The 22,439-nt window shown below is 60.9% G+C and carries 23 protein-coding genes; 4 read left to right on the plus strand and 19 right to left on the minus strand.

Going from position 1 to position 22,439, the window contains the following annotated elements:
- The 4 genes from HMPREF2537_RS05585 to HMPREF2537_RS05600 form a co-directional block, all read right to left on the minus strand.
- Nucleotides 1-606: a hypothetical protein gene (locus HMPREF2537_RS05585; RefSeq protein ID WP_070526220.1), complete on the minus strand. Its 606-nt coding sequence runs from the start codon at nt 604-606 to the stop codon at nt 1-3.
- Nucleotides 607-659: 53 nt separating this feature from the next.
- A complete protein-coding gene (locus HMPREF2537_RS05590) occupies nt 660-965 on the minus strand; it encodes a hypothetical protein (protein ID WP_070526223.1) in 306 nt (101 codons plus the stop codon).
- Nucleotides 966-1,050: 85 nt separating this feature from the next.
- Entirely contained in the window at nt 1,051-1,557 is a 507-nt protein-coding gene (locus HMPREF2537_RS05595) for a DUF6912 family protein (protein ID WP_210383625.1), read from the minus strand.
- A 12-nt stretch (nt 1,558-1,569) separates the two neighbouring features.
- Nucleotides 1,570-1,980 carry an HAD-IA family hydrolase gene (locus HMPREF2537_RS05600; protein ID WP_010189184.1) on the minus strand — a complete coding sequence of 137 codons (411 nt, stop codon included), beginning with the start codon at nt 1,978-1,980 and terminating at the stop codon, nt 1,570-1,572.
- 220 nt (nt 1,981-2,200) lie between these two features.
- On the opposite strand from HMPREF2537_RS05600, the gene HMPREF2537_RS05605 reads away from it, so the two are divergent.
- Nucleotides 2,201-2,605, plus strand: coding sequence for a hypothetical protein (locus tag HMPREF2537_RS05605; RefSeq protein ID WP_070526227.1), 405 nt, complete (start codon nt 2,201-2,203; stop codon nt 2,603-2,605).
- Between the two features lie 82 nt (nt 2,606-2,687).
- Here HMPREF2537_RS05605 and HMPREF2537_RS05610 read toward each other — a convergent pair whose 3' ends face one another.
- The 9 genes from HMPREF2537_RS05610 to HMPREF2537_RS05650 all read right to left on the minus strand — a co-directional run bounded on the left by HMPREF2537_RS05610 (nt 2,688) and on the right by HMPREF2537_RS05650 (nt 12,680).
- Nucleotides 2,688-3,047: a hypothetical protein gene (locus HMPREF2537_RS05610; protein WP_070526233.1), complete on the minus strand. Its 360-nt coding sequence runs from the start codon at nt 3,045-3,047 to the stop codon at nt 2,688-2,690.
- A gap of 133 nt (nt 3,048-3,180) precedes the next feature.
- Nucleotides 3,181-5,733: a preprotein translocase subunit SecA gene (secA, locus tag HMPREF2537_RS05615; protein ID WP_070526235.1), complete on the minus strand. Its 2,553-nt coding sequence runs from the start codon at nt 5,731-5,733 to the stop codon at nt 3,181-3,183.
- Between the two features lie 273 nt (nt 5,734-6,006).
- Nucleotides 6,007-6,651, minus strand: a complete 645-nt coding sequence (gene hpf / locus HMPREF2537_RS05620) for a ribosome hibernation-promoting factor, HPF/YfiA family (RefSeq protein WP_010189188.1) — start codon at nt 6,649-6,651, stop codon at nt 6,007-6,009.
- A gap of 171 nt (nt 6,652-6,822) precedes the next feature.
- Entirely contained in the window at nt 6,823-7,503 is a 681-nt protein-coding gene (locus tag HMPREF2537_RS05625) for a ComF family protein (RefSeq protein WP_070526237.1), read from the minus strand.
- 21 nt (nt 7,504-7,524) lie between these two features.
- Entirely contained in the window at nt 7,525-9,234 is a 1,710-nt protein-coding gene (lpqB, locus tag HMPREF2537_RS05630) for an MtrAB system accessory lipoprotein LpqB (protein ID WP_070526239.1), read from the minus strand.
- Nucleotides 9,231-10,883, minus strand: a complete 1,653-nt coding sequence (gene mtrB, locus HMPREF2537_RS05635; protein WP_070526242.1) for an MtrAB system histidine kinase MtrB — start codon at nt 10,881-10,883, stop codon at nt 9,231-9,233. The genes lpqB and mtrB overlap by 4 nt, the downstream gene beginning before the upstream one ends.
- 90 nt (nt 10,884-10,973) lie before the next feature.
- Nucleotides 10,974-11,660, minus strand: a complete 687-nt coding sequence (gene mtrA, locus HMPREF2537_RS05640) for an MtrAB system response regulator MtrA (RefSeq protein ID WP_010189192.1) — start codon at nt 11,658-11,660, stop codon at nt 10,974-10,976.
- A 1-nt stretch (nt 11,661) separates the two neighbouring features.
- Nucleotides 11,662-12,282 (minus strand): dTMP kinase, encoded by a 621-nt coding sequence (locus tag HMPREF2537_RS05645; RefSeq protein ID WP_070526246.1) that lies wholly within the window; start codon nt 12,280-12,282, stop codon nt 11,662-11,664.
- A gap of 44 nt (nt 12,283-12,326) precedes the next feature.
- Nucleotides 12,327-12,680, minus strand: a complete 354-nt coding sequence (locus tag HMPREF2537_RS05650; protein WP_070526249.1) for a DUF4259 domain-containing protein — start codon at nt 12,678-12,680, stop codon at nt 12,327-12,329.
- Between the two features lie 369 nt (nt 12,681-13,049).
- On the opposite strand from HMPREF2537_RS05650, the gene HMPREF2537_RS05655 reads away from it, so the two are divergent.
- Nucleotides 13,050-13,997 (plus strand): DNA-directed RNA polymerase II, encoded by a 948-nt coding sequence (locus tag HMPREF2537_RS05655; RefSeq protein ID WP_070526252.1) that lies wholly within the window; start codon nt 13,050-13,052, stop codon nt 13,995-13,997.
- A gap of 77 nt (nt 13,998-14,074) precedes the next feature.
- On the opposite strand, the gene manA is transcribed toward HMPREF2537_RS05655, so the two are convergent.
- A complete protein-coding gene (manA, locus tag HMPREF2537_RS05660) occupies nt 14,075-15,304 on the minus strand; it encodes a mannose-6-phosphate isomerase, class I (protein ID WP_070526254.1) in 1,230 nt (409 codons plus the stop codon).
- A 9-nt stretch (nt 15,305-15,313) separates the two neighbouring features.
- Nucleotides 15,314-16,267 carry an exopolyphosphatase gene (locus HMPREF2537_RS05665; RefSeq protein ID WP_246818714.1) on the minus strand — a complete coding sequence of 318 codons (954 nt, stop codon included), beginning with the start codon at nt 16,265-16,267 and terminating at the stop codon, nt 15,314-15,316.
- 29 nt (nt 16,268-16,296) lie between these two features.
- Between HMPREF2537_RS05665 and cobA the strand changes: the two genes are divergently transcribed.
- Complete coding sequence (gene cobA, locus HMPREF2537_RS05670; protein ID WP_070526259.1) at nt 16,297-17,025, plus strand: uroporphyrinogen-III C-methyltransferase; 729 nt, start codon at nt 16,297-16,299, stop codon at nt 17,023-17,025.
- A 23-nt stretch (nt 17,026-17,048) separates the two neighbouring features.
- On the opposite strand, the gene HMPREF2537_RS05675 is transcribed toward cobA, so the two are convergent.
- From HMPREF2537_RS05675 to HMPREF2537_RS05685, 4 genes are read right to left on the minus strand one after another with little or no spacing between them, the layout of a single operon-like run.
- The gene (locus tag HMPREF2537_RS05675; protein WP_070517835.1) at nt 17,049-18,044 is read right to left on the minus strand and encodes a sulfite exporter TauE/SafE family protein; all 996 of its coding nucleotides are present in this window, start codon (nt 18,042-18,044) and stop codon (nt 17,049-17,051) included.
- Nucleotides 18,037-18,729, minus strand: a complete 693-nt coding sequence (locus HMPREF2537_RS05680) for a sirohydrochlorin chelatase (protein WP_070517834.1) — start codon at nt 18,727-18,729, stop codon at nt 18,037-18,039. The genes HMPREF2537_RS05675 and HMPREF2537_RS05680 overlap by 8 nt, the downstream gene beginning before the upstream one ends.
- Before the next feature lie 11 nt (nt 18,730-18,740).
- Nucleotides 18,741-18,995: a hypothetical protein gene (locus HMPREF2537_RS12445; protein WP_010189207.1), complete on the minus strand. Its 255-nt coding sequence runs from the start codon at nt 18,993-18,995 to the stop codon at nt 18,741-18,743.
- Nucleotides 18,992-20,662 carry a nitrite/sulfite reductase gene (locus tag HMPREF2537_RS05685; protein ID WP_070526261.1) on the minus strand — a complete coding sequence of 557 codons (1,671 nt, stop codon included), beginning with the start codon at nt 20,660-20,662 and terminating at the stop codon, nt 18,992-18,994. The genes HMPREF2537_RS12445 and HMPREF2537_RS05685 overlap by 4 nt, the downstream gene beginning before the upstream one ends.
- 229 nt (nt 20,663-20,891) lie before the next feature.
- Between HMPREF2537_RS05685 and HMPREF2537_RS05690 the strand changes: the two genes are divergently transcribed.
- Nucleotides 20,892-22,244, plus strand: a complete 1,353-nt coding sequence (locus tag HMPREF2537_RS05690; RefSeq protein ID WP_070526264.1) for an FAD-dependent oxidoreductase — start codon at nt 20,892-20,894, stop codon at nt 22,242-22,244.
- The last annotated feature ends 195 nt before the right edge of the window (nt 22,245-22,439 follow it).

Genomic DNA, 22,439 nt, shown 5'->3' on the forward strand with positions numbered 1-22,439 from the left:
TTAGAGCGGAAGCATTGCCGCCAGCTGCGGCGGCAGAACGGTCTTAAGGAAGGGACCAGCCGCGCGGAGAACCATAAGGATCACGGCCAAGCCGCCGGAAACGCCGAGGATGATAGCGCCGCCGGTATCGATATTGGAGGAGGTGTTGCCACCGGTCTCCTCTTCCTTATTGAACTCTTCTTTCTTCGCACAGGCGTTGAGGGCCTTGACGTAGTCCGGCGCAATCCCACGGAAGGCCTCTACCACCGCAATGTTGTTCTTTGCGCGCTTGACGGCGTCCTCATCACCGAGCTCGACCTCTGCCTCATAGCCAGCCAGAGCACGGTAGAGCTCGTCCGATTGGTTCTCTACGTCGCGAGCACGCTTCTCCGCGTCCTTGGGCGAAATCTTCAGGCCATTCTTCAGCAAGCTGCTGTCGACGTCATTATCCTTCGACTCCGCATTCTTCAGGTCGCTGGCTTCCTCTTCGTTCAAGGTGATGGTGCACTTATCGTTCTTGATGGAGGTGGTCACTGCACCGGCAGTCGGGGCAACGACACCGCCAGCCACAAGCGCGACGGACAAGGTCGAGGTAGCCACCACACGGCGAAGACGGGAGGAAGACATACTGAGTAAACCTTTCGATAGAGCTGAGTTTTACCCCCGCAGAATATCAGCAATCAGCCCAACTTGGGCAGGTAATCACCAAACTCCTTGTAGGCGGCGAAGCCAATGCTGATGATGCCGAAGAGGATGGCGATAACGACGGCCACTGGCCCCTGCGAGGAGCCCTCGAGGATTCGCAGCCATGGGGTCGTTACACCCATATCAGGATCCGGATTTTTGGGGTCTGGGTTGCTGCGCTCCGCGTGCTCCTGCACGATCGGCGCTGCAGGCTCCTCTGCGCCGGCAACTGGTGCGGCGACAAGCGCAGCGGTGCTCAGGGCAGCGGCGGTGACAAGGCTAGCAAGACGGGCTCTCTTCACGGTGGTGCTCCTTCTTAAGCGATGGCGTTAGAGGCTTAGACTAGCACCACGCGTGAGGCACCGGTGATTGTTGGCAAGAAGATCCCTAAAGAAGCTCCACAAGGATGGGTAGTTCGGTGGGGTCATAAAAAGCCATGAAATTATCCAAAGCATCACCGACTACGAGCTCAGCGTCCTCATCCCCGAGATCAGCGTTGTCGATAGCGTTAATAGCCTTGGCCGTAGCGGCTTCGGATTCCTCGATATCCACGTGGATGGCCTGCAGGTTAGCCTTCGTGATCGTGGCAGGATTGAGGGCCACGACAGGCTCGCCCATGTCCGGTTTCGGAGTCACCACGGACTCATCCACGTCGACGGAGATGACCACGCGTCGGTGGGGAAACTCTTCTTCATCCCCGACAGCCAACAGGCGCAATGAAGCCATGGACGCTTCAAGGAAGGCAGAGTACTCAATTTCTTCCTCGTCGCCTTCGGTGTAGAACTCACGCAACGCGGGCGTTAACGCAAAACCCCAACCACTGCGGGCGGCGAGCTGGCCGGTCTCCTCAAGCTCAGCCAGCATGCCGAAGGTAGCCGGCAGGAAGACGCGCACATCCTTCGACACTTAGAACTCACCTTCAATGTCGAAGACTGCCTGGACCTCAACGCTTGTGCGATCGAAGACCGTGTAGAGCATGCCCACCATGCCGTTCTCCACAGCAGCGCGCACGTTAACGATGGAATCATCCACCATGACGCAATCATTAATCGGCAGGTCGATAGCATCTGCCGCGGCTTGGAAGGCAGCACGGTCCGGCTTCTCAGCGCCAACCTCGCCGGAGAGCACCACGGCATCCACGATGCCGCGGTATTCCCACTCACGGATGTGCTCCGCGCCTGGGCCGCCCGGATCGTTGGAAAGGATAGCGGTAGCAACTCCGTTGGATTTCGCGGCGGCGAATAATTCCCTCCAGCGCTTGACGTCCTCCTCGGTGCCGTCAAGCACGCCTACAAAATCGACGATGAGTCCACGCATTTTATCTACCCTTCGCATTGAACTGTGTTTATCGTCCGAAAGTATAGCGAACATACCGCCCGCCTGCTCTCACCGGCCGATGCGCTGCAAAGCTCTAGCCGCAGACGGGGCTGCCATGGCACAATGAACGTGCATCCAGCTTCCTTCTCTGTGCCCTTTCCCATTCGTTGCTTCAGCGCCTTCCTCCGTACCGCGCATTGCGGAAGAGGACGCGATTGACATGTACACCCCCATCCCCGGCATGAGCCACCTACAACTGTATGTTGCCCCGCAACGCATCCGCTACGAGCGCGAGCCCACAGCGCGCGACCTAGCCACGCGGGAAGAGATCCGTGGTCTCGTTGTCATAGTTCTCGAAGTCGCCGCCGCCTTGCGGCCTTTGAGTCATCTCAATAACCCGCGCTTTGCCCCGGAAATCACTAAGCATGTGCGCGCCTGGAGGAAAGCCCAAGCAGCGGCGGAATCACACGGAGGAATGACGCTGCGCAGCTTACACGCGCGCTCAAATGGTGAGTTCTTCGGTTCGGTGCTCTTAGGCTCAACACGGCGCGCTTTTACCGGCGCTGCAACCGGCCGATACCTGCGGTCATTCCGCTTACTTTCGGGCGGCCTGCAAACCCACTGACTCAAGAGAAAGAGGTTCTGAGGACGCGGTTCTTGAGGTTTTAGAGAGGATTAGAAAGCAAACCTATGGCTTAGCCTTGGTCTTAGAACAGCGATCCCAGCTTGATCAGGATGGGTGTCCAATCGATTCCGGCGAAGGCCGCAGAAGCGCTCACCAAAGCTAGGCTGATGCCGCCAAACATGGTGGCCCCAACCACGGGAAGCTTCGCAGTAGCTTCATCAAAGCTTTCCGGTTCAGGCACCGCGCCACACTGAGTGGAGACAACATCCTGTGAGCTAAGTGCAGCGTCCTTCAAGGAGTCATCGCTCTGAGAGTCCAATACGGAGGCCAGCTGACACTGCTCTTCCGGGGTTAGTTCCAAAGCCGAAGCAGCTGCGCCGCCACCCAGCAGGGTGGCAGATGCGAACACGGATAGACCTACTCGCAGAGACAAGCGACGCATACTAACTCAACCTCCGAAGAAAAACAATTAACGTTCTGCCAGTATATACCTAACTACTTCCAATAAAAAGACGCCGTGGGGAAAGATTCCCACGGCGTCTTGCGTTGGCTAACGCTGGCGCTTCAGTGTTGTCCTATGCTTCCGCTTCACCCGCGGCATTCGCCTCTTCCTGCGCCTTGAACTGCTTGCGCAGCATAAACAGCTGGCGCACGGTTTCTTCCTTGACCGCGTCATTCATGGCATTGAACATGTCGCCGCCTTCCTTCTGGTACTCCACCAGAGGATCGCGCTGCGCCATGGCACGCAGACCGATACCTTCCTTGAGGTAATCCATCTCGTAGAGGTGCTCGCGCCACTTCTGGTCAATAATCGGCAGGATGATCATGCGCTCGGTATTGCGCATCTGGCTTTCGCCGCCGATGGCGCTCACGGCTTCTTCGAGTTGGTCATACTCAGAGTTCGCATCAACCAACAGTGCATCGCGCAGCTGCTCCGCAGAGATCTCGCCGGCGGAGCCGTACTCGGTACCGTCGACAAGCTCCTCGTGCGTCATAGTCGGCCCGTAGAGGGACTCCAGCGCATTCCACAGCTCGTCTAGGTTCCAGTCCTCCACGTATCCGGTGGCTGTCGCGCCCGCCACGTAAGCAGACACGGTATCGTTGATCATCTCGCGGATGTTGTCCTTGATGTCGCTGGCCTCGAGGATGTCGTGGCGGGTGGCGTATACAACCTTGCGCTGCTCATTGAGTACCTCATCGTACTTGAGCACGTTCTTACGCATCTCAAAGTTCTGGTTCTCCACCTGCGCCTGTGCACCCTTGATGGAGTTAGACACCATCTTGGCCTCAATCGGCACATCATCCGGCACGTTGAGGCGGTTCATCATATTTTCCATGGATTGGCCCACGAAGCGCACCATGAGCTCATCACGCATGGACAGGTAGAAGCGGGTCTCACCCGGGTCACCCTGACGGCCGGAACGGCCGCGCAGCTGGTTATCAATACGACGCGACTCGTGGCGCTCAGTGCCCAATACGTACAGGCCGCCGGCCTCGCGGACCTCGTCGCCCAGGCGCTTGGAGCGTTCCCTCTCCTGATCGATCTCTGCGTCCCAGGCCTCCTGGTACTTTTCTTCATCCTCGAAGGGATCGAGGCCGCGCTCGCGCAGCTTCTCATCCAGGATGACCTCGGGGTTACCGCCGAGCACGATATCGGTACCGCGGCCGGCCATGTTGGTGGCTACGGTTACGGCGCCGGGGCGGCCGGCACGGGCGACGATCTGACCCTCTTCCTCGTGGTGCTTCGCATTGAGCACCGAGTGCTTGATTCCGCGCTTGCTCAACAGCTGCGAGAGGTACTCGGAGCGCTCCACGGAGGTGGTACCTACCAGCACCGGCTGGCCTTCGGCAACGTGCTCCTCGATGTCATCCACCACCGCAGCGAACTTGGCTTCCTGGGTCTTGTAGATGCGGTCGGAGTGGTCGGTACGCTGGTTCGGCTTATTAGTCGGAATCGGCACCACGTCTAGCCCGTAGATAGAGTGCAGCTCAGCAGCCTCGGTCTCTGCAGTACCGGTCATGCCGGAAATCTTGTCGTAGAGACGGAAGTAGTTCTGGAGCGTAACGGTGGCGAGAGTCTGGTTCTCGTTCTTGATCTCCACCTCTTCCTTTGCCTCAATGGCCTGGTGCATGCCTTCGTTGTAGCGACGACCAGCCAGAACGCGACCGGTGAAGCTATCCACGATCAGCACTTCGCCGTTGCGGACAATGTAGTCCTTATCGCGGGTGAAGAGCTCCTTCGCCTTCAAAGCATTGTTGAGGTAGGACACCAACTGGGAGTGCTCCGGGGCGTAGAGGTTTTCAATACCCAGCTGATCCTCGACGAATTCGACGCCCTCCTCCAGCACACCAATGGTGCGCTTCTTGTGGTCCACCTCGTAGTGGATGCCCTCGCGCATCTTCGGCGCCAACTTGGAGAAAACGCCGTAGAACTGGGAGGAGCCGTCGACCGGTCCGGAAATAATGAGCGGGGTACGGGCCTCGTCGATCAGGATGGAGTCAACCTCATCCACGATGCAGTAATTGTGGCCACGCTGGACCGTGTCATTGAGCGAGCGGACCATGTTGTCGCGCAGGTAGTCAAAGCCCAGCTCATTGTTAGTGCCGTAAGTGATGTCGCAAGCATAAGCTTCCTTGCGCTCCGCAGGGCGCATTTCGGAGAGGATGACGCCAACAGTGAGGCCCAGCCAGCGGTGGACACGGCCCATCATCTCGGCGTCACGCTTGGCCAAGTAATCGTTGACCGTCACGATGTGTACGCCCTTACCCTCCAGCGCATTGAGGTAGGCCGGCAGCAGCGAGGTCAGGGTCTTGCCCTCACCGGTGCGCATCTCAGCGACGTTGCCGAAGTGCAGGGCGGCACCACCCATAATCTGCACCTTGTAGTGCTTCTGATCAAGCACACGCCAGGCGGCCTCACGCACGGTGGCGAAGGCTTCGAGCAGGATGTCATTCATCTTTTCGCCATCCGCCAGACGCTTCTTAAACTCATCAGTCTTAGCCTTGAGCTCGTCGTCCGACAGCGCCGCGAATTTATCTTCTAGGGCAATAACATCATCTGCAATTTTGGCCAGGCGCTTGACGGTGCGTCCCTCACCGGCACGGAGCAGCTTGGAAAGTCCAAACACGTCTAGATAGTCCTTCTTGTCGCGACAAATAAGTTAACTCGTCGCCATTGTACTCACTAGCTTTTCCCTTACAGTTCGCCACCCAGACCAAAGCGTAATTCTGCCCCCCACCCCGGCGTTTGCAGGACGCCCCCTCATCCGTCACGAAAAAGAGAAGATCAAAGATTAACAATGCTTAATAGAGAAATAAGAAGGCTCCCTGTCTCGCTGCGCGTGTGCGCTGCGGGGCAGGGAGCCTGTGCACTAGGCCCCAAGGCCTTTAAGGCTTAGGCCTTAAGCATCAGCATCCGTGAGGGAGATGAGACCGTAATCGAATGCGTGACGGCGGTAAACCACGGAAGGCTTGTTGTTCTCCTCGTTGATGAAAAGGTAGAAGTCGTGGCCGACCAGCTCCATCTCGCTGAGCGCATCATCGACAGACATCGGGGTTGCCGGGTGCTCCTTGAAGCGGACGACCTGGCCCGGGCGAACATCCTCGACGGTCTCGGCGTAGGGATCGATGTAGCGCTCTTCCTTAGCAGGCTTAGCTGCCTCAGCTTCAGCGACCAGCTCAGCAGCGATCTGGCCAGTACCCTTCTGGGCGCGGTGGCCGGACTTCACGTTCTCACGGCGCACCTTAACCTTGCGCAGGGAGCGCTCCATCTTGCCCAGGGCAGTCTCGAGTGCCGCATAGAAAGAATCTTCCTTCGCCTCGGCGCGAGCGATGTGCCCCTTACCGGTAGCGGTGATCTGCAGACGCTCTGCCTCGGACTCGCGGCGCGGGTTCGGCTCGTGCTGCAGCTCCACGTGGAAGAAGGTCAGGGTCGGATCAAGGCGCTCGATCTTGGCTAGTTTTTCAGTGACACGTTCCTGGAAGTGCTCCGGAACCTCCACGTTACGGCCGGTGATGGTGACCTGAGCGTTGGTCTGCTGGGACATGAAATGCCTCCCTATACTCGTGGGGACTGAATGACTGCACATTCTGCGGACTTCCACAAGCCTGTAATGAGGGGCCGAAAGCCCGCTTCCCTGTGACACCCCTCATGCTACCACTGGTCATAACCAACGCGGTGACTGGCCCCCTCCACTCAAGCTCGATAGCGGCCCACCCTACGCATCTGCCAGCACAATCGCGCCCGCAACGTCACCCCCGATAGCCCACACACGCGCGGCGCTGGCGCGCAGCGTTGCGCCGGTGGTGATGACGTCGTCGACAAGCAGCACGCTCTTCCCCACCAGTTCGCGGGCGGCGGGACGCAACAGCACGGCTGTCCGCATGTTATCAGCGCGCTCCGCGGCGCTGAGCTCCGATTGGTCCGCGCTGCTTTCAGCCGTACTCAAGGCATTGACCACAGCCCAGCCCGGAAGTCTGGCAGCCGCTGCCTGGCACAGCGAAGCAACAGGATCGCCACCGCGGCGACGCACCGAAGACACACGCGTCGGCGCCGGCACAAGCAACCCGGTCTCCGGGATATCACCTCGGGCGCGCAAGTAATCGATGCCGGCGGCGAACACCGCCCCGAGATGAGCACGCACTGCGCGGTGCCCACGTTCCTTCATGGCAATGATGACCCCACGGCGAGTATCGGAATAGGGTCCAAGAGCCCATGCCGGAAACCCCAAAGGTTGCGGCCGTTCCACCCGGCGCGGAACCTGCCGCAAGTGTTCCTGGCAGGACGTGCACAACACCCCGCCCGCAGCTGTTTCTCCCCCGCACCCGGCGCAGGGACGTGGCAAGAAAAGCTCCACGAGAGCGACCGTGGCCTCCCCTATCCCCCGATTCTTCGGCATGCACCCCACTGTAGCGCGACTCTAGCGCGCGATAATGGGGGAAGAGCGCACTCCCTGCAGACCTTCGACTTCACGCCAATACGAGCGTTCAGATCCGCCTGCGGGAAGCTGCAGTAGGGCATGCGCATCGGTGACGTAGTGCGTCGACGGTGAGGAAGCCACCGCCACCACAGGCGCGGTGATATTTCCGGTGGGCAAGGTGGTAGCAGAAGAACCGTCTTGCTCGATACGCCACACGGGCGAGTTCGACGCCGAGGTACCCACGAGCAAAGAACCATCCGTCTGCCACTCCACGGACAAGGCCGAGCCAGTCAGCTCTGGGCCAACTTGGTGGATGTTGACGATGCGCCGCTCGCCCGAAGTCGCGCGGGCCACCACGCCGGTATAAATGCTGCCGTCGATGATCATGGCGATGCGGGCTCCCGTGAGGGACAGACGGATGACCGAGATTTCTCCCTCTACGTTCTCCAGTGCGGAGGTGTCAACCTCGGCAGTGCTCAGTTCGCCAGTCGCCGGCGAACGCGTCACACGGACTACATGTTTGCCATCGACGACGGTCCACGCCACCTGGCCGCCCACCTCGAAGGTGGGGCGGGCTAGGGTTTCGCCCTTGACCGAATCCTTGAGTTCGTGGCCGAGCTCGCCCATCGCCAGCTGCGATTCCTTCTCAGAACGCTTACGCACCGCGGCCACCATCCCCTCATCCGAGATATCGGCAGACTGGATGTCGTGGATCTGGCCGGCCATGCCCTGTACCTCGGTGCTACCTTCGCCCTTGACTTCCAGCAGCGAGCCGTCGTTGACGGCGTAGAGCTTGGGCACGGATTGGGCAGCTACCTCTGGGTTAAACTCGGCGAAATCATCGATGGTCATCTCCTCCATGTTGTCAACCAAGGGGCTGCCATCGATGGTGGCGCGCACCGAACTAGTGATCTCCGCATTGTTGAGAGTCCAGACCAACTGGGAGGCAAATTTGAAGCGCTCCTCCTGGCTCATTGCTGACATACCACTGAATTCATACACGCCATCGTTGATGCCTAAGAAAGTGGCATCCTTCGGGATCAGGGTGGACGTCGCCGGAGCAATATCGGAAGACGGGCCCTGTAGCAAGAGGGTGACCAGCTCTGAAGCGATCGAGTCCTTCCCTGAGTAGAGCCACCTGCGGTCCGCCACTAGTAGGCGCTGGGCTATACCGAAGAAGTACAGCGACTGCGGGCGGTAGCGGTTGCGCAGTTCCGTGCGCTCGATCACCGCGCCGGTGGGCAGGTCCGTAATGCGCCATTGCCCATTGAACTGGCGCAGTCGGACAGTCGCCTCAAGGCGTGAGTTATCCGGGACATAGGCCCCGCCATTCGCCAGACGGCCGATGATGTTGCCGCGCACCGAATACTCGAGGGCACCGTCTTCCATGTTTGAGGTCACAAGGTCGATGGAGTCCACGACGAGCACGGTATCCGTGGGATCCCAAGAATTAGCGATTTCGGAAGAAAGGAAGGTGCGGGCAGCAGCGTAGTTACCAGTGGGAATCGCCACGGCCGAATAAAAGTCACGGACTAAAAGGTCCGGTTCGCTATCGGTGCGGGGCTCCACGACGGCATCATCTGCCCGCTCATGCGGTTCAAAGGTGCCGATCACCTGGGGATCGGTGTTATGTGGCAAGGTCGAGCACCCGACGAGGGTAGTAAGCGCAACGCAGCTGAGTACTGCGAGTGGGCGGCGGGCCGGAATCATCGCTGGGCCTCCTCGTCGAAATCGGGGACGATGTCTTGATTGAACGGTGCTTCCGCGCCACGCGCTTCGCGCTCCGAGGGCCACACTATCCCGTTATCTGGCTCTGCCTTTACTGCAAGGGCTCCTGGTTCAGTGCTCACCTCGAACGCAGACTGTTCCTCCGCTTCGACGGGCTTCGAAGCACCGGGGACCTCGAGGGCAATGGGCTCAGATTCCACCGCTTCCCCCGGAGTGCGTGGCAGGATCAGACGGAAGCGCGAGCCAACGCCGAAGTAGCCGATGGCATCCAGAGTGCCTCCATGGAGCACGGCATCCTCGCGAGCGATGGCTAAGCCCAAGCCGGTCCCGCCTGAGTGGCGCTTGCGCGAGGAATCCGCGCGCCAGAAGCGGTTGAACACCAGTTCCTCCTGGCCTTCTTTGAGTCCCACACCAGAATCGGTGACGGCGATGCCAACGGCATCCTCAGTCGCCCCGATATCCACGGTGACGGGGTTGCCTTCAGAGTGATCAATGGCGTTCGCGAGAAGGTTACGCAAGATGCGCTCGACGCGGCGCGAATCGCATTCCACAGCCACGGGTTCCTCTGGGGCATGAACGATTACCTCCACCCCCAACTCTGCGGCGAGGTGCTCCACCTGGCTCAGTGCGGAGTCCACGCAGGAGCGAATATCGATGGAGGCAGTGGACAAATCAGCAACGCCTGCATCGTGGCGAGAGATCTCCAACAGGTCCGCGAGCAAGTCTTCGAAACGATCCAGCTCCTTGATGAGCAGCTCCGCCGAACGTTTGGTGTAGGGATTGAACTCTTCTGCGTCTTCCGCGATGACATCCGCCGCCATGCGCACCGTCGTTAGTGGCGTGCGCAACTCGTGAGAGACATCGGACGTGAATTGCCGCTGGAGGTTGCCGTACTCCTCCAGCTGGGTAATCTGCTTTGACAGCTTGTCTGCCATGTCATTGAAAGAGGAAGCAAGGCGGCCCATCTCATCATCCGAGTTGACCACCATGCGCTCGCGCAGGTGGCCGGCGGCAAATCGTTGCGCAATGCGGGATGCGGAACGAATCGGAACGATCACCTGCTGGGTGGCCAGCCAGGCAATGCCGACGAGGAGGACCACAACCACCACTCCGGCGGCCGAGAGCAAACCCCGCATAAGCGCCATCGTGGATTCCTCGGATTCCATGGACAATACGAGGTAGACCTGGGTATTCGGGATATCACTTTCGATGGGCGTGCCCACCATCAACGCGTTATAAGTCGCCCCCGACTGCTGGTCCACCGTGGCGTATTGCTGGACAACCTGACCGCGGCCGACGAGCTCGCGCATGCCATCGGGAATGCGGTAGCCCTCCGGCGAGGTCGTGGCCGTGCCGTCTGAGTTTTCAACGACGATGACCGGCTCATACACAGCTTGGGCATCGGGTTGCTGCGCCGACATTTGGCCCAAGGCGGCGCGAGCAGAGTTGATGCGCACCTGCGTTGAATTTGCTGTGCCGGTGGCGTCGATCTGCTGTTCCACGGCCACGCGGGCGCGGTCGAGCTCCTGCAGTGCAGTGTCTTCCTTCTGGCTCACCAGCTGTTGTGTCAACACCGACACCAGCGCATAAGCCAGGATGATCATGACCACCGTGGAGGCGACCAGCATCATGCCCAAGACGCGTGTCTGCAGGGACGTGCGCCAGCGCTCGACGACGCCATCCCGGGCTCGCCTTAACCAACCAAAAATAGCGGTAGTCCTTTACTCGGCGACTTTTCCAGTCTTGTATCCCACACCGCGTACCGTGAGCACGATGTGCGGATCCTCTGGGTCATGCTCGATCTTTGCGCGCAGGCGCTGAACATGCACGTTGACCAGGCGAGTATCGGAAGCGTGGCGGTAGCCCCAGACAGATTCGAGCAACGCCTCGCGGGTGTGCACCTGTCCGGGCTTTCGAGCCATTTCCAGCAGGAGGTCGAATTCCAGCGGGGTCAGCGAAATCTCCTCGCCGCCCTTGCGGGTGACGGTGTGCTCGGGGACGTCGATAAGCAGGTCCCCTACCTCGATAATTTCGCCTGTACCTCCGTCAATCCGGCGCAGGCGCGCACGGATGCGGGCGATGAGCTCTTTCGGCTTGAAGGGCTTGGTGATGTAGTCATCCGCCCCTGATTCGAGGCCAAGGACCACATCGACGGTATCGGTCTTTGCGGTGAGCATCACGATGGGCACCGAGGACTCGGTACGGATGGCACGGCAGATATCAACGCCGTTCATGCCCGGAAGCATGAGATCCAACAGGATCAGATCCGGGTCGTGCTCGCGGAAGGCCGGGATGGCCTCATTACCATCGTTGACGGCAATAGGCTCCAGCCCTTCTGCCTCGAGCACGATGGTGAGCATTTCGGCAATTGCCGGGTCATCATCCACGACCAAGATTTTCGGTGCCACGTTATTGTTCTCCTACAAGCTCCTTGACAGCTTGGATAATCATATCGGCATCCGCTGTAGCGATCCACTGCCCTGCCCACTGTTGCTCTGCCAAGCGGCGGTAGGCAGCCGCCGTGCGTGACTGCAATGCGGCATCGCGCTCATAGCGGTCGCGATTGCGTCCTTCATCCTCGGCTGCACGGGCCACGGCACGCTGGCCGGCAAGGGCAACGTCGGTATCCAAAAAGATCTGCAGTTGCGGCACTGGTAGGCCGAAGCGCTCGAATTCGAGCTCATAAATCCAATCGACGATGAGCTCCCCTCCCACTCGCGCGGAGGAGTACGCGGCGTTGGAGGCCACATAGCGGTCCAAAATGAGCAGAGTATCCGTGGATTCAGCGGCGGCGAGGAGCTGCTCCTTGGCGCCCCGCCGATCCAGCGCAAAGAGCGTGGCCATCCCGTAGACCGAATCGGTGAGGTCACCCATACGCCCGTAGAGTGCCTCCTGCGCGAGCTGAGCATGGATGGAGTCTTCGTAGCGTGGGAAGCTTAAGACTTCGACATCGCAGGCTAGTTCTTCCCGCAAGCGCTGGGTGATGGTGTTTTTACCCGCGCCGTCAATTCCTTCAATACTGATCAGCATGCTTGGTGTATCTGGTGCTCGAGCTGTGTCTAGGAAAGCTGCCTCTACGACAGAGCCTCAATGAAGGGCTCGAGATCATAGTCTTCCTCCACGCTTTCGATGAGCTCGAGGGCATTTTCGTTCAGGTTCTCGCTGCCGGATCCGGCGAGATCCCGGATGAAGGGGTAGTCCTCAACGACCTCCCCGGCGCTGAACGGAGCACCTGCCCAGATGGCGGCGATCGTGGCCGCTGCTAGGGCGTTGCGCTGTTCCTCCTCAGTCTGCGCCTCGCCTGAGACCGCGAGCGCGCAGGCATCATCGACCGCAGCAACGATCTCTTCATCCTCTAGATCAGCCAGTTCATCCAAGAAGTCGACGTTGGCCTCGTCAGCGAAGATGTCTTCATCCCATGAGCTCATTGTTTTCTCCTTAATGCTCTGGTGAATTAGGGGTCTGTGTTCTTTTATCCACGGTTGCCGGTGCGGATTCGCGGGCGGGGCACGCCGCGCAGCCGCTATCTAATCCAATTTCTACCATTCTTTAGGCGCACGTATGCAAGGCTTGGTCCTGCAGTCCCGTTTTATTACAGAGCTACCTATTTACCTTTCCTTCCTCTTTCACATTTCTCTCCTTCTACAGCGCTCCGAATACCGGCTTGCATAAGAAATGCACGGGGATTATTGCCCAGCCCATTTACTATCCTCAGTTTCGTGTTATCGTTGTTACCGTCTTGTGACATTTGAGCAGGCTTTTGCGCAGCATTTTAAGTAGGAAGGAGAGCGCCCCGCATGACGAGCACCCCTCGCCGCATTGTGGCTTTCGTCGTGGTAGGCCTCCTGTGTGCCGTCGCCGTTGGCATCGCAGTGTGGCGCATGAGCGCGCCGGATTCCGTGGTCTCCAAGCCCTCCGCCGCCACCGCTGCGTCGAGCGCTCCGGCCACGTCATCCTCGGCAACGCACTCCTACACCACCACGGCCTCCCCGAGCTCGACGCGCTCCAAGCAGTCCCAGACCCAGGTTGCCGCACCCGCGGAGGACCCGTACTTGGCACCGAATGCCGTAGTAAACCGCACGGAACCGGCTGCACCCACGGCTGTCTACCGCCCTGACAATGTCTCCTCGCTGCAGAACCAACAGCCACAGGTAACCCCGAACACTCAGTACCCGCAAGCGCCGCTCAGCACGGCGCCCACTGCGCCGCCATCCGAGGGTTCCGCTACGACTGCCCCTGAGTCGCCAGCACCGGGTTCTCCTCAGCCGAGCTCAGAGCCGACGCAGCCGCCGACCACACCGGAATCACCGACCGTCGTTCCGCAGGAGAGCCCAACGGAGGACCACCACGCTGGCCCGCAGTCCTCCGGGCAACCTCAGCCACAGCCTGAGGAACCCACTCCCCCGCGATCAGAACCTTCCGACTCCCCTGGAACCTTCAATCCGCGGCCAGCTGGGTTCACCCACGAAGCTCCCGCACCTTATGAGGAGCGGAAGGATCCCGCAGACCCCCGCGAAGCTGGCAAGAAGCCGTGGGAAGGAACCGCCCCACAAGGCGGCAATGGTGTGAAAGCGCTGGGGCGCGAAACCGAAACCCACCGAAGCAACGAGGCTCCCACCCCAGCTGCACCGACGGATGATGCCCCCGTTGCCGAGGAACCTTCTGCAGCAACCCCCTCCGCCACTGCTCCAGCTGAAAGCTCCCCCGAGCCAACTGCCAGACCGGCGTTCACAGAGTCTGCTTAAATTCCCCCATAGCTGCCCAGGCGCAAACAAAGCCTGGGCAGCTCTGCAGTTTTAAGGCTTGCCGCCCCGCCGCGGGCTTAGACGCGGGCGATGAATACCTCAGTGTCCTCGGCACCGGCAGCGCGGACGGTGGCTGCCGGGTCGCTAGCAGGGATCCACGCAGCGTGGCCCGCGCTTAAGCTGAGGCTCTCTCCCTCTGCGTTGCTCAACGCAGCTGCGCCGGAGGTACACAACAGAATCATCGGGCCATCGCTGTCGACGTCGACGCTCTCCTCGCCGGAAAGCTCCACACGGTCCAGCAGGAATTCCTCAATCGGTACCGGATAAGACCATGCCTTAGCACCCTTCACGTTTCCGGTTTCGGAGGCATCCACCAGGTCCACGCGCGGGTCTTCAGCCGCCTCGTAGGTAAGGACCTTGACCAGTTCAGGAACGTCAACGAACTTCGGGGTCAATCCGCCGCGCAGCACGTTATCGGAGTTGGCCATGATCTCCACGCCTAAGCCGGAGACATAGGCATGCAGCTGCCCGGCGTCGAGGTAAATCGCCTCTCCCGGCTGCAGGACAATGTGGTTGAGCAGAAGCGCTCCCAGAACGCCGATATCACCTGGGTACTGTTCATTGAGCTTGGCCACGGTACCCATTACGGTGGCCATCCACGGCTCACCAGCCTGGGCGCTGCGGAGCCGCTCACCAGCGGCCACTACCGCGCTGATCAGCTCCTTGCGCTTGGCGCCAGGAATAGTAATCCACGTGGTAAACAGCGCACGGAGGCTATCGCCTTCGGCGGCTGGATCCGCGTCGAGCATGCCTTCATAGTGCGCTAGTTCTTCGCATTCCAAAGCCGCGAAGAGGCTACGGGTCTGCGCGAGGGGGCGGAAGCCCGCCATGGCATAAAACTCGGTGAGCGCCACGATGAGCTCCGGCTTGTGGTTGTCATCCTTGTAGTTCCGGTTGGCTGCCGTGAGTTCGATTCCCGCCGCGTTCTCACGGGCAAAACCTTCCTCGGCCTGCATCTTCGAAGGATGCGCCTGCAGCGATAGCGGCTCAGCGGCCGCCAGAATCTTCAGCAGGAAGGGCAGGCCGGCGCCGTATTTATCCGCCACCCGCTGCCCCAGCTGTCCTTCGGGGTCGGCCGCGATGATCTCATCCAGCTTCTCCTCCCCAATCGTTGAAGGGTCAGCCGGATGCGCACCGAACCACAGCTCAGCTACCGGGCTGTGGGCTTCTGGTTCGCCGAGCAGCGTCGGGATAAGCGTGCGCGAACCCCACGAATAATTGCGGGCAGCGCTGGTGAGCAACTTCATTGAAATCCTCTATTTCACGTCGTAGGCGGTCGCGGCATAACTGCGCGTAATCAGCTGCAGCGCGCGGGCCAATTCCCCACAGGAGGTGTCGGCGCTCGCTGCTGCGAAAGAGTGGGGAAGGTTCGCCTCTTCCTGTCCCCATAAAACAACTTTCAAGGGTACCAAAGGCTCTTCCGTTTCAAACGGGTCATAGAAGATGTCAGTCGGGTCTGTCTGCAGAATCGGCCCTAAGCCTTCCGCATCAACAACGGTCCCTCCCAGCCCGTGGGCTGCCCACAGCGCGCCAGCCATGCGGGCAACAAGCGCGTCGAGGTGCACGCGCGTGCGCTCCTCCGACAGCGCATAAGGATCGGGCCCACAGCTGTGGATGACTCGCCCGCCCTCTACGAATTCACGCAACGCGCGCCCAGGGTTCGTCGTGGAGTCACGTTGCGGGGATAGTGCTTCCAGCTCACGGTCCACGGCATCGGCGATGTCCTCCACGCGGCGGGAAACGAGAACTGGGTCCTCACTCAGCACCGCGTACACGGCGTGCACAGCTGTAATCACGCGCACCGGGGAAATCCCTTCGGCGGTGGGCAAGGTGTCGATGACGATGGTGTCCTCGGGAGCATCCTCGATCTCATTGAGAAGGACTGTCGTGGCACCCCGGCGCGCAGCAGTATGCAGCGCACGCTCCGCCCACGGGCTATCCCCCGCCACCACCACGACATCGAGTGCACCAGTAAAGTGCGGCAGTGATTCGCTGACCATGATGGGGACTTCAGCGGGCTCGGCTAGGCCCACAGCAACATGCGCGGCGGCGCGCGAAATCTGATCCGCGGCCAAGATGACGAGGCTGCGCGGGCGCAGCCCACCCAGGAGCCGGGCCAGCTCCGGCACGGATGCAGCCACCACGCGCGCTTGGGCGCCTTCGTGGGCGATGTCAAAGAAGCCCACGGTTTCGGGGTCATAGGAAGTCATAGGCCCGAGCATAGCTAGGATTAGTGGCCATGAGCATTCATCCGGTAGTCCTTGTCGGCGGCGGCCCCGGCGCGTGGGATCTGATCACCGTGCGTGGCATGCGGGCGCTGCAGGATGCTGAGGTCATCGTGGCAGATCACCTCGGCCCTACCGCCCAGCTGGATAAGCTGTGCGATATTGACGCCAAGGAGCTTATCGACGTCTCCAAGATCCCCTACCGCGCCCAGGTGGCCCAGGAGCGCATCAACGAGATTTTGGTTGACAACGCCCGCCAGGGGCGCCGCGTGGTCCGCCTCAAAGGTGGGGACCCTTATGTGTTTGGGCGTGGTTTCGAAGAACTCACTGCGCTCACTGCGGCAGGCATCCCGGTGGAAGTCGTCCCCGGGGTGACTTCGGCGGTCGCGGTGCCCGCACTGGCGGGGACGCCGGTGACGCACCGCGGCGTCGTCCATGCCTTCACGGTGGTCTCCGGGCACCTGCCGCCAGGCCACCCCAAGTCCTTGGTGGATTGGGCAGCACTCGCGCGGTCTGGGGCCACGCTTTCGGTCATCATGGGTGTGAAGAACGCGGCGGCCATTGCCACCGCGCTGATCGACGCCTCCCTCTCCCCCCACACCCCCGTGCGCATCATTCAGGAAGGCTCCCTCGATGGCGAGCGGGCATTCCAGTGCGAGCTGGCTGAGTTAGGGACCACGATGGAGGAGAACTCAGTGGCTCCCCCAGCGGTCATCGTCATCGGTGAGGTTGCCGGGCTCTAGCCCCGAGTTCTAGTCAACTCCTTCTAATCAACTCTGACGCGCTCTTCCTCGGATTCCGCGGAGCTGCCTGCATGGGCGCCCTCGCGGCCAGTCGGCTCCGTCGTTTCGACGACACGGCTGCCAGTGCGCTGCTGCGAAGTGCTATCCCCCTCCTCGCCCTGTGCGGATCGAGCCCGGCGTTGGTTCGCCCATACCGTGAGAGCAACTCCGAGGACCAGCGCAGCGACCTGCAGAAGAAGGATCTGCTGATGCGCCAGCGCCCACCCTAGGGCCTTAGGAATGTTGAGCGTCACGATAGCCGTGCCCACGAAGCCGCCAAGGAGCGTGGGGTTGATGCGCGAGATGAGCCACGCTGCAATCGGTGCGGTGATGACTCCGCCGATAAGCAACGCTACAACCGCGGCAGCGTTAGCCACGATCTCTTCCCAGAGGCCAACGATGAAGCCTGCCGTGGCTCCAAAAGTAACGAGGAATTCTGCGGTGTTAACAGTGCCGACGATGCGCCGCGGCTGCTCGCGGCCGACCGCCATGAGCGTCGAGGTGGAAATCGGCCCCCAGCCACCGCCGCCCGAAGCATCGACAAAGCCTCCCACCACGCCAAGCCCCGCGAGGAAGGGAGTGGAGTGCTGTCGAGTCTCCTGCGATGTGCTGCTCCGTGGGCGCGAGAAGCGCCAGACGAGGTTGATGCCTAGGACTAAGAGAATCGCGGAGGTCACGGGTTCGGCGGCCTCGAGCGAGAGGTTAGACAGAATCGTCGCTCCGATGAAGGCCGACAGGCCTCCCGGCACACCGAGCTTGAGCACCGTGGGCCAATGCACATTGCCAAAACGCCAGTGGCTAATTCCGGAGACCAAGGTGGTGCCTAGCTCCGATGTGTGCACCACGGCGGAGGCCGTCGCAGGCCCCAATCCCGCCAGTAGCAGGATGGTGGTGGAGGTAACGCCGAAGCCCATGCCGATGCCGCCGTCGACAAGCTGCGCGGCGGCACCCGCAATCGCGATGAGGATGAGGCTACGCATGGGCCACCTCCGTATAACGGTGGGAAACAATGCCGGCGAGCGCCTCACCCAGCGGAGGGAGAACCTGCCGGGGCTCCCCGCCGCCGTGCTCCGCCTCCTCGTCGAGGCGATCTAAAAGCAGGCCGGGGCTCACAAAGAGTGGCACGACGACCTCCTGATTGCCATCTGGCTCAACGGGCTGGCGCTCACCGCGCGTGGCGTAGGCAACCTTCGCCGTGCAACCGGCCAGCTCGCCGACGCGTCGCGCTAGATCAGCGACAGCGGCGTTGGCACGCTCATCGGAGGAGCCGACAGAATAGAGGACAACGGTATCTGTTCCCTCGGGAACTCGCTCTGCCAGCAGACGCGCCATGTCCTCGCCGGTACCGAGTCCACGGGCTTGGTGAAGGCGCACTCCCGACGCCGCAGAAGCCTGGGCCAAAGCTTCAGGAACGTCGATGCGCTGGTGGTAGCCCTCGGTAAAGAGCAAAGGCACAACGACCGCCTCGCGTATTCCTTGCACTGCTAGGCAGCGCGCCGCCTCATCGAGTGGCGGGTCATTGAATTCTAAGTGTGCGGCGGTGGCCGGCACACCAGCAAGCTCACCAGCGGCATGGGTCAGCGCCATAACGTTTGCTGCAGCTTCGGGGTGGCGTGAGCCGTGTGACAGGGTTAGTAATGCAGTGGTAGCGGTCGGGGCGGTCATGGTGGGTTTCCTTAATCCTGAGTTTTCGCGGTGGAATGGCCGCGGCGAGCGAGAGAGCGCTGCAGCGCCTCCGCGGAGGAGACCGCCGGCGCGGGCGCTACGGGGGCATCGTCTTGGCCGTGGAAGCGTACGGAAAAGATGCGAAGGCATTCTTCGCACTTCCAGGCAAAATCATCTTCCTCATCTGGAAATAGGTTTGTTCCGGCGCAGTAGGGGCAAAAGGCTGGGTGGTTACGGTTCGGGTTAGGCTGACGACGAAAATTCACTGCAGGTCCTCCTCGTCCGCGCGCAGGACCCAGTGGCGGAACTGCTCGCCGTCTTCGCGTTGCTCCTTGTACTTGTTGACCAAGCGAATGACATAGTCCGGGACCTCATCCGCCACCACCTTGTGTCCGCGCAGCTTGCGGCCCCAGTCCGGGGAGAGGCCAAGGGCGCCGCCAAGGTGGACCTGGAAACCCTCGACGCGGTTGCCATCAGCATCGGTCACGATCTGCCCTTTAAGGCCGATATCTGATACCTGCGAGCGCGCGCAGGCATTGGGGCAACCGTTGAGGGCGATAGAAATCGGGACGTCGAGGTCACCGAGGGTATCTTCCAGGATGTCGACGAGCTCGATGGCGCGGGCCTTGGTGGTCACGTGCGCGAGCTTACAAAATTCCAGGCCGGTGCAGGAGATGACGCCGCGACGGAATTCCGAGGGCTGGGAGTACAGGCCCGTCTCATCCAGGGCGCGCGACAGCGCAGGGATGTCCTCTTCTTCCACGTCGAGGAAGAGCAGCTCCTTCATCGGCGTCGTGCGGATGCGGCTGATGCCGAACTTCTCGGCCACGTCCGCGATGGCGATGAGCTGCTCGCCGGTGGCATGCCCGACGGTGGGCTTGACGCCCACGTAAAGCTTTCCGTCCTGCTGGCGGTGCACGCCGAGATGGTCACGGTTGCCGGGAGCGACGGGAAGCGGGAGGCCGTCGAGAAGCGGTGCGTCGAGGTATTCCTCTTCCAGTACCTTTCGGAATTTCTCAATGCCCCACTGCGCCACCAGGAACTTCAGGCGCGCACGGTTGCGGTTGCGGCGGAAGCCATAGTCGCGGAAGATGCGTGCGACTCCAGCCCACACCTCTGGGACGCGCTCGAGCGGGATCCACGCGCCGAGGGATTGCGAGAGCATCGGGTTGGTGGACAGACCTCCGCCCACGAAGCAATCGAAACCCGGGCCATACTCGGGATGCTCCGTACCAACGAAGGCGACATCCTGAATCTCGTGGGTCACGTCCTGACGCACATTGCCGGAGATGGCGGACTTGAACTTGCGCGGAAGGTTATGGAATTCATCGCGCAGGAGGTAGTCATTCTTGATCTCCTCGATGGCCGGGGTGGCGTCGATAATTTCGTCAGCAGCCACTCCCGCTACCGGTGAGCCCAGGATGACACGGGGGACGTCGCCGCAGCCCAGTAGAGTATCTAGCCCCACGGAGCGCAGCTTTTCCCAGATGGCGGGGACATCTTCAATCTGAATCCAATGCAGCTGGATGTTCTGGCGGTCCGTAAAGTCCGCGGTAGAGCGCGCATAATCGCGCGAAATCTCTCCCACCGCGCGCAGCTTAGCGGGATCCGCGTGGCCGCCATCGAAGCGCACGCGCATCATGAAGTACTCATCCTGTAGCTCGGTGTTGCTGAGCTTGGAGGTCATCTCACCGCCTAAGTTCTGGTTGCGCTGGGTATACAGGCCCAACCACTTGAAACGTGGGGCGAGGTCCTCTGCGGGAATCGAGGAAAATCCTTGCTTGGAGTAGATATCGATAACGCGCTGGCGCACTGCTAGGGCATCATCGGCCTGCTTAATCTCCTCGTCGGAGTTCAGCGGCGCGGTGCCATCAATCTTCCACTGGCCTTCTGGCTTCTTTGCGCGGGGTGGTCGCTTCGTCGCGGTGGTCATAATCTGCTGCCTTTCGTCGGTTAGTGAAAACCTACCGGTCTAGCTAAAACAGACAAAGCAGTCTTTTTTATTTTCTCCCGAATATGCAAAGCACGCTGGGTTTATGCCACAATGTTCTCCGAATGTAATTAGGCCCAGTTGCCCTACAGCAGACAAGCCGGTTCAATGAAACCCACGCTTGTTTAGACCTAAGCTTTCGTTAGTTACTACAACATTCCGAAAGGCCATCATGACCCAGCAGCCCCTGAAAGTAGCCGTCATCGGCGCCGGCCCAGCCGGCATCTACGCCTCCGACATCCTGGTGAAGAAAACCGGCGGCAACGTTCAGATCGATCTCATCGAGCAGATGCCCGCCCCCTTCGGGCTCATCCGCTACGGCGTGGCTCCGGACCACCCACGTATTAAAGGCATCGTCAATTCCCTGCACCGTGTACTCGACACCGAGCAGATTCGCCTTCTCTCCAACATCAACGTGGGCCGCGATGTCACCGTCTCCGAGCTCGAGGAGTACTACGACGCCATCGTCTTCGCCACCGGCGCCGTCGGCGACCTAGGCATGCAGATCCCCGGCTCTGACCTCGAAGGCATTCATGGCGCCGGCGAATTCGTTGGCTTCTACGACGGCAACCCGCGTTTCGAGCGCTCCTGGGATCTCTCCGCCACCGACGTCGCGGTGATCGGCGTGGGCAACGTGGGCCTGGACGTGGCCCGCATCCTGGCCAAGACCGGCGATGAGCTCAAGGAATCCACCGAGATTCCCGACAACGTCTATGAGTCCCTGGCCAAGAACCAGGCCACCACCGTGCGCGTCTTCGGCCGCCGCGGTCCGGCGCAGGCGAAATTCACCCCGCTGGAGCTCAAGGAGCTCGACCACTCCCCGACCATCAACGTGGTGGTGGACCCGGAGGACATCGACTACGACGAGGCCTCCCTCAAGGCCCGCGAAGAGGCCAAGTCCTGCGACCTGGTGTGCCAAACTCTGGAAGGCTACGCCATCCGCGAGCCCAAGGATGCCCCGCACACCCTGCAGATTCACCTCTTTGAGCAGCCGGTGGAGTTCATCGGTGAAAACGGCAAGGTTACTGCCGTGAAGACCGAGCGCACCGCACTCAACGGCGATGGCTCCGTCTCCGGCACCGGCAAGTTCACCGAGTGGCCGGCCCAGGCCGTCTACCTGGCCGTGGGCTACCGCTCTGATGCCATCGAGGGCGTGCCCTTCAATAAGCAGAAGAACGTCATCAATAACGACGGCGGCCACGTCGTTGACCTCGACGGTGAGGTCGTGCCGGGCCTCTACACCACCGGCTGGATCAAGCGCGGTCCGGTGGGCCTTATCGGCAACACCAAGTCCGATGCCACGGAGACCATCGGCATGCTGCTTGCCGACGCCGAAGCAGGCAACCTCTCCCACTCCCGCGAGGAGGACATCGTCGAGCTCTTCGAGTCCAAGGGCCTGGAGCACCTGACCTGGGAGGGCTGGAAGAAGCTCGACGCCGCCGAGCGCGCACTGGGTGAGGCCGAGGGTCGCGAGCGCAAGAAGTTCGTCGAGTGGGAAGAGATGGTCAACCACTCGCGCGGCTAGTCCGCTGTTTCAAGGCGGGGCCCCATGGCCCAGCCCCTCAGCCCAGCCTCCACGGCCAAGCTGGGTCTTCCCCAACTACAACTGCCCTATCTGACGAAGTTATCGCTCCCGCCGCAATGAACGCGGGGGAAATCGTCAGATAGGGCAGTTTTCGCCTCAAGTCTCAAGGCCTTCGTGTGAAGGCACATGCCTTCA

Origin of the sequence: Corynebacterium sp. HMSC074E01 (assembly GCF_001808885.1) — a bacterium.
Lineage (GTDB): Bacteria > Actinomycetota > Actinomycetes > Mycobacteriales > Mycobacteriaceae > Corynebacterium.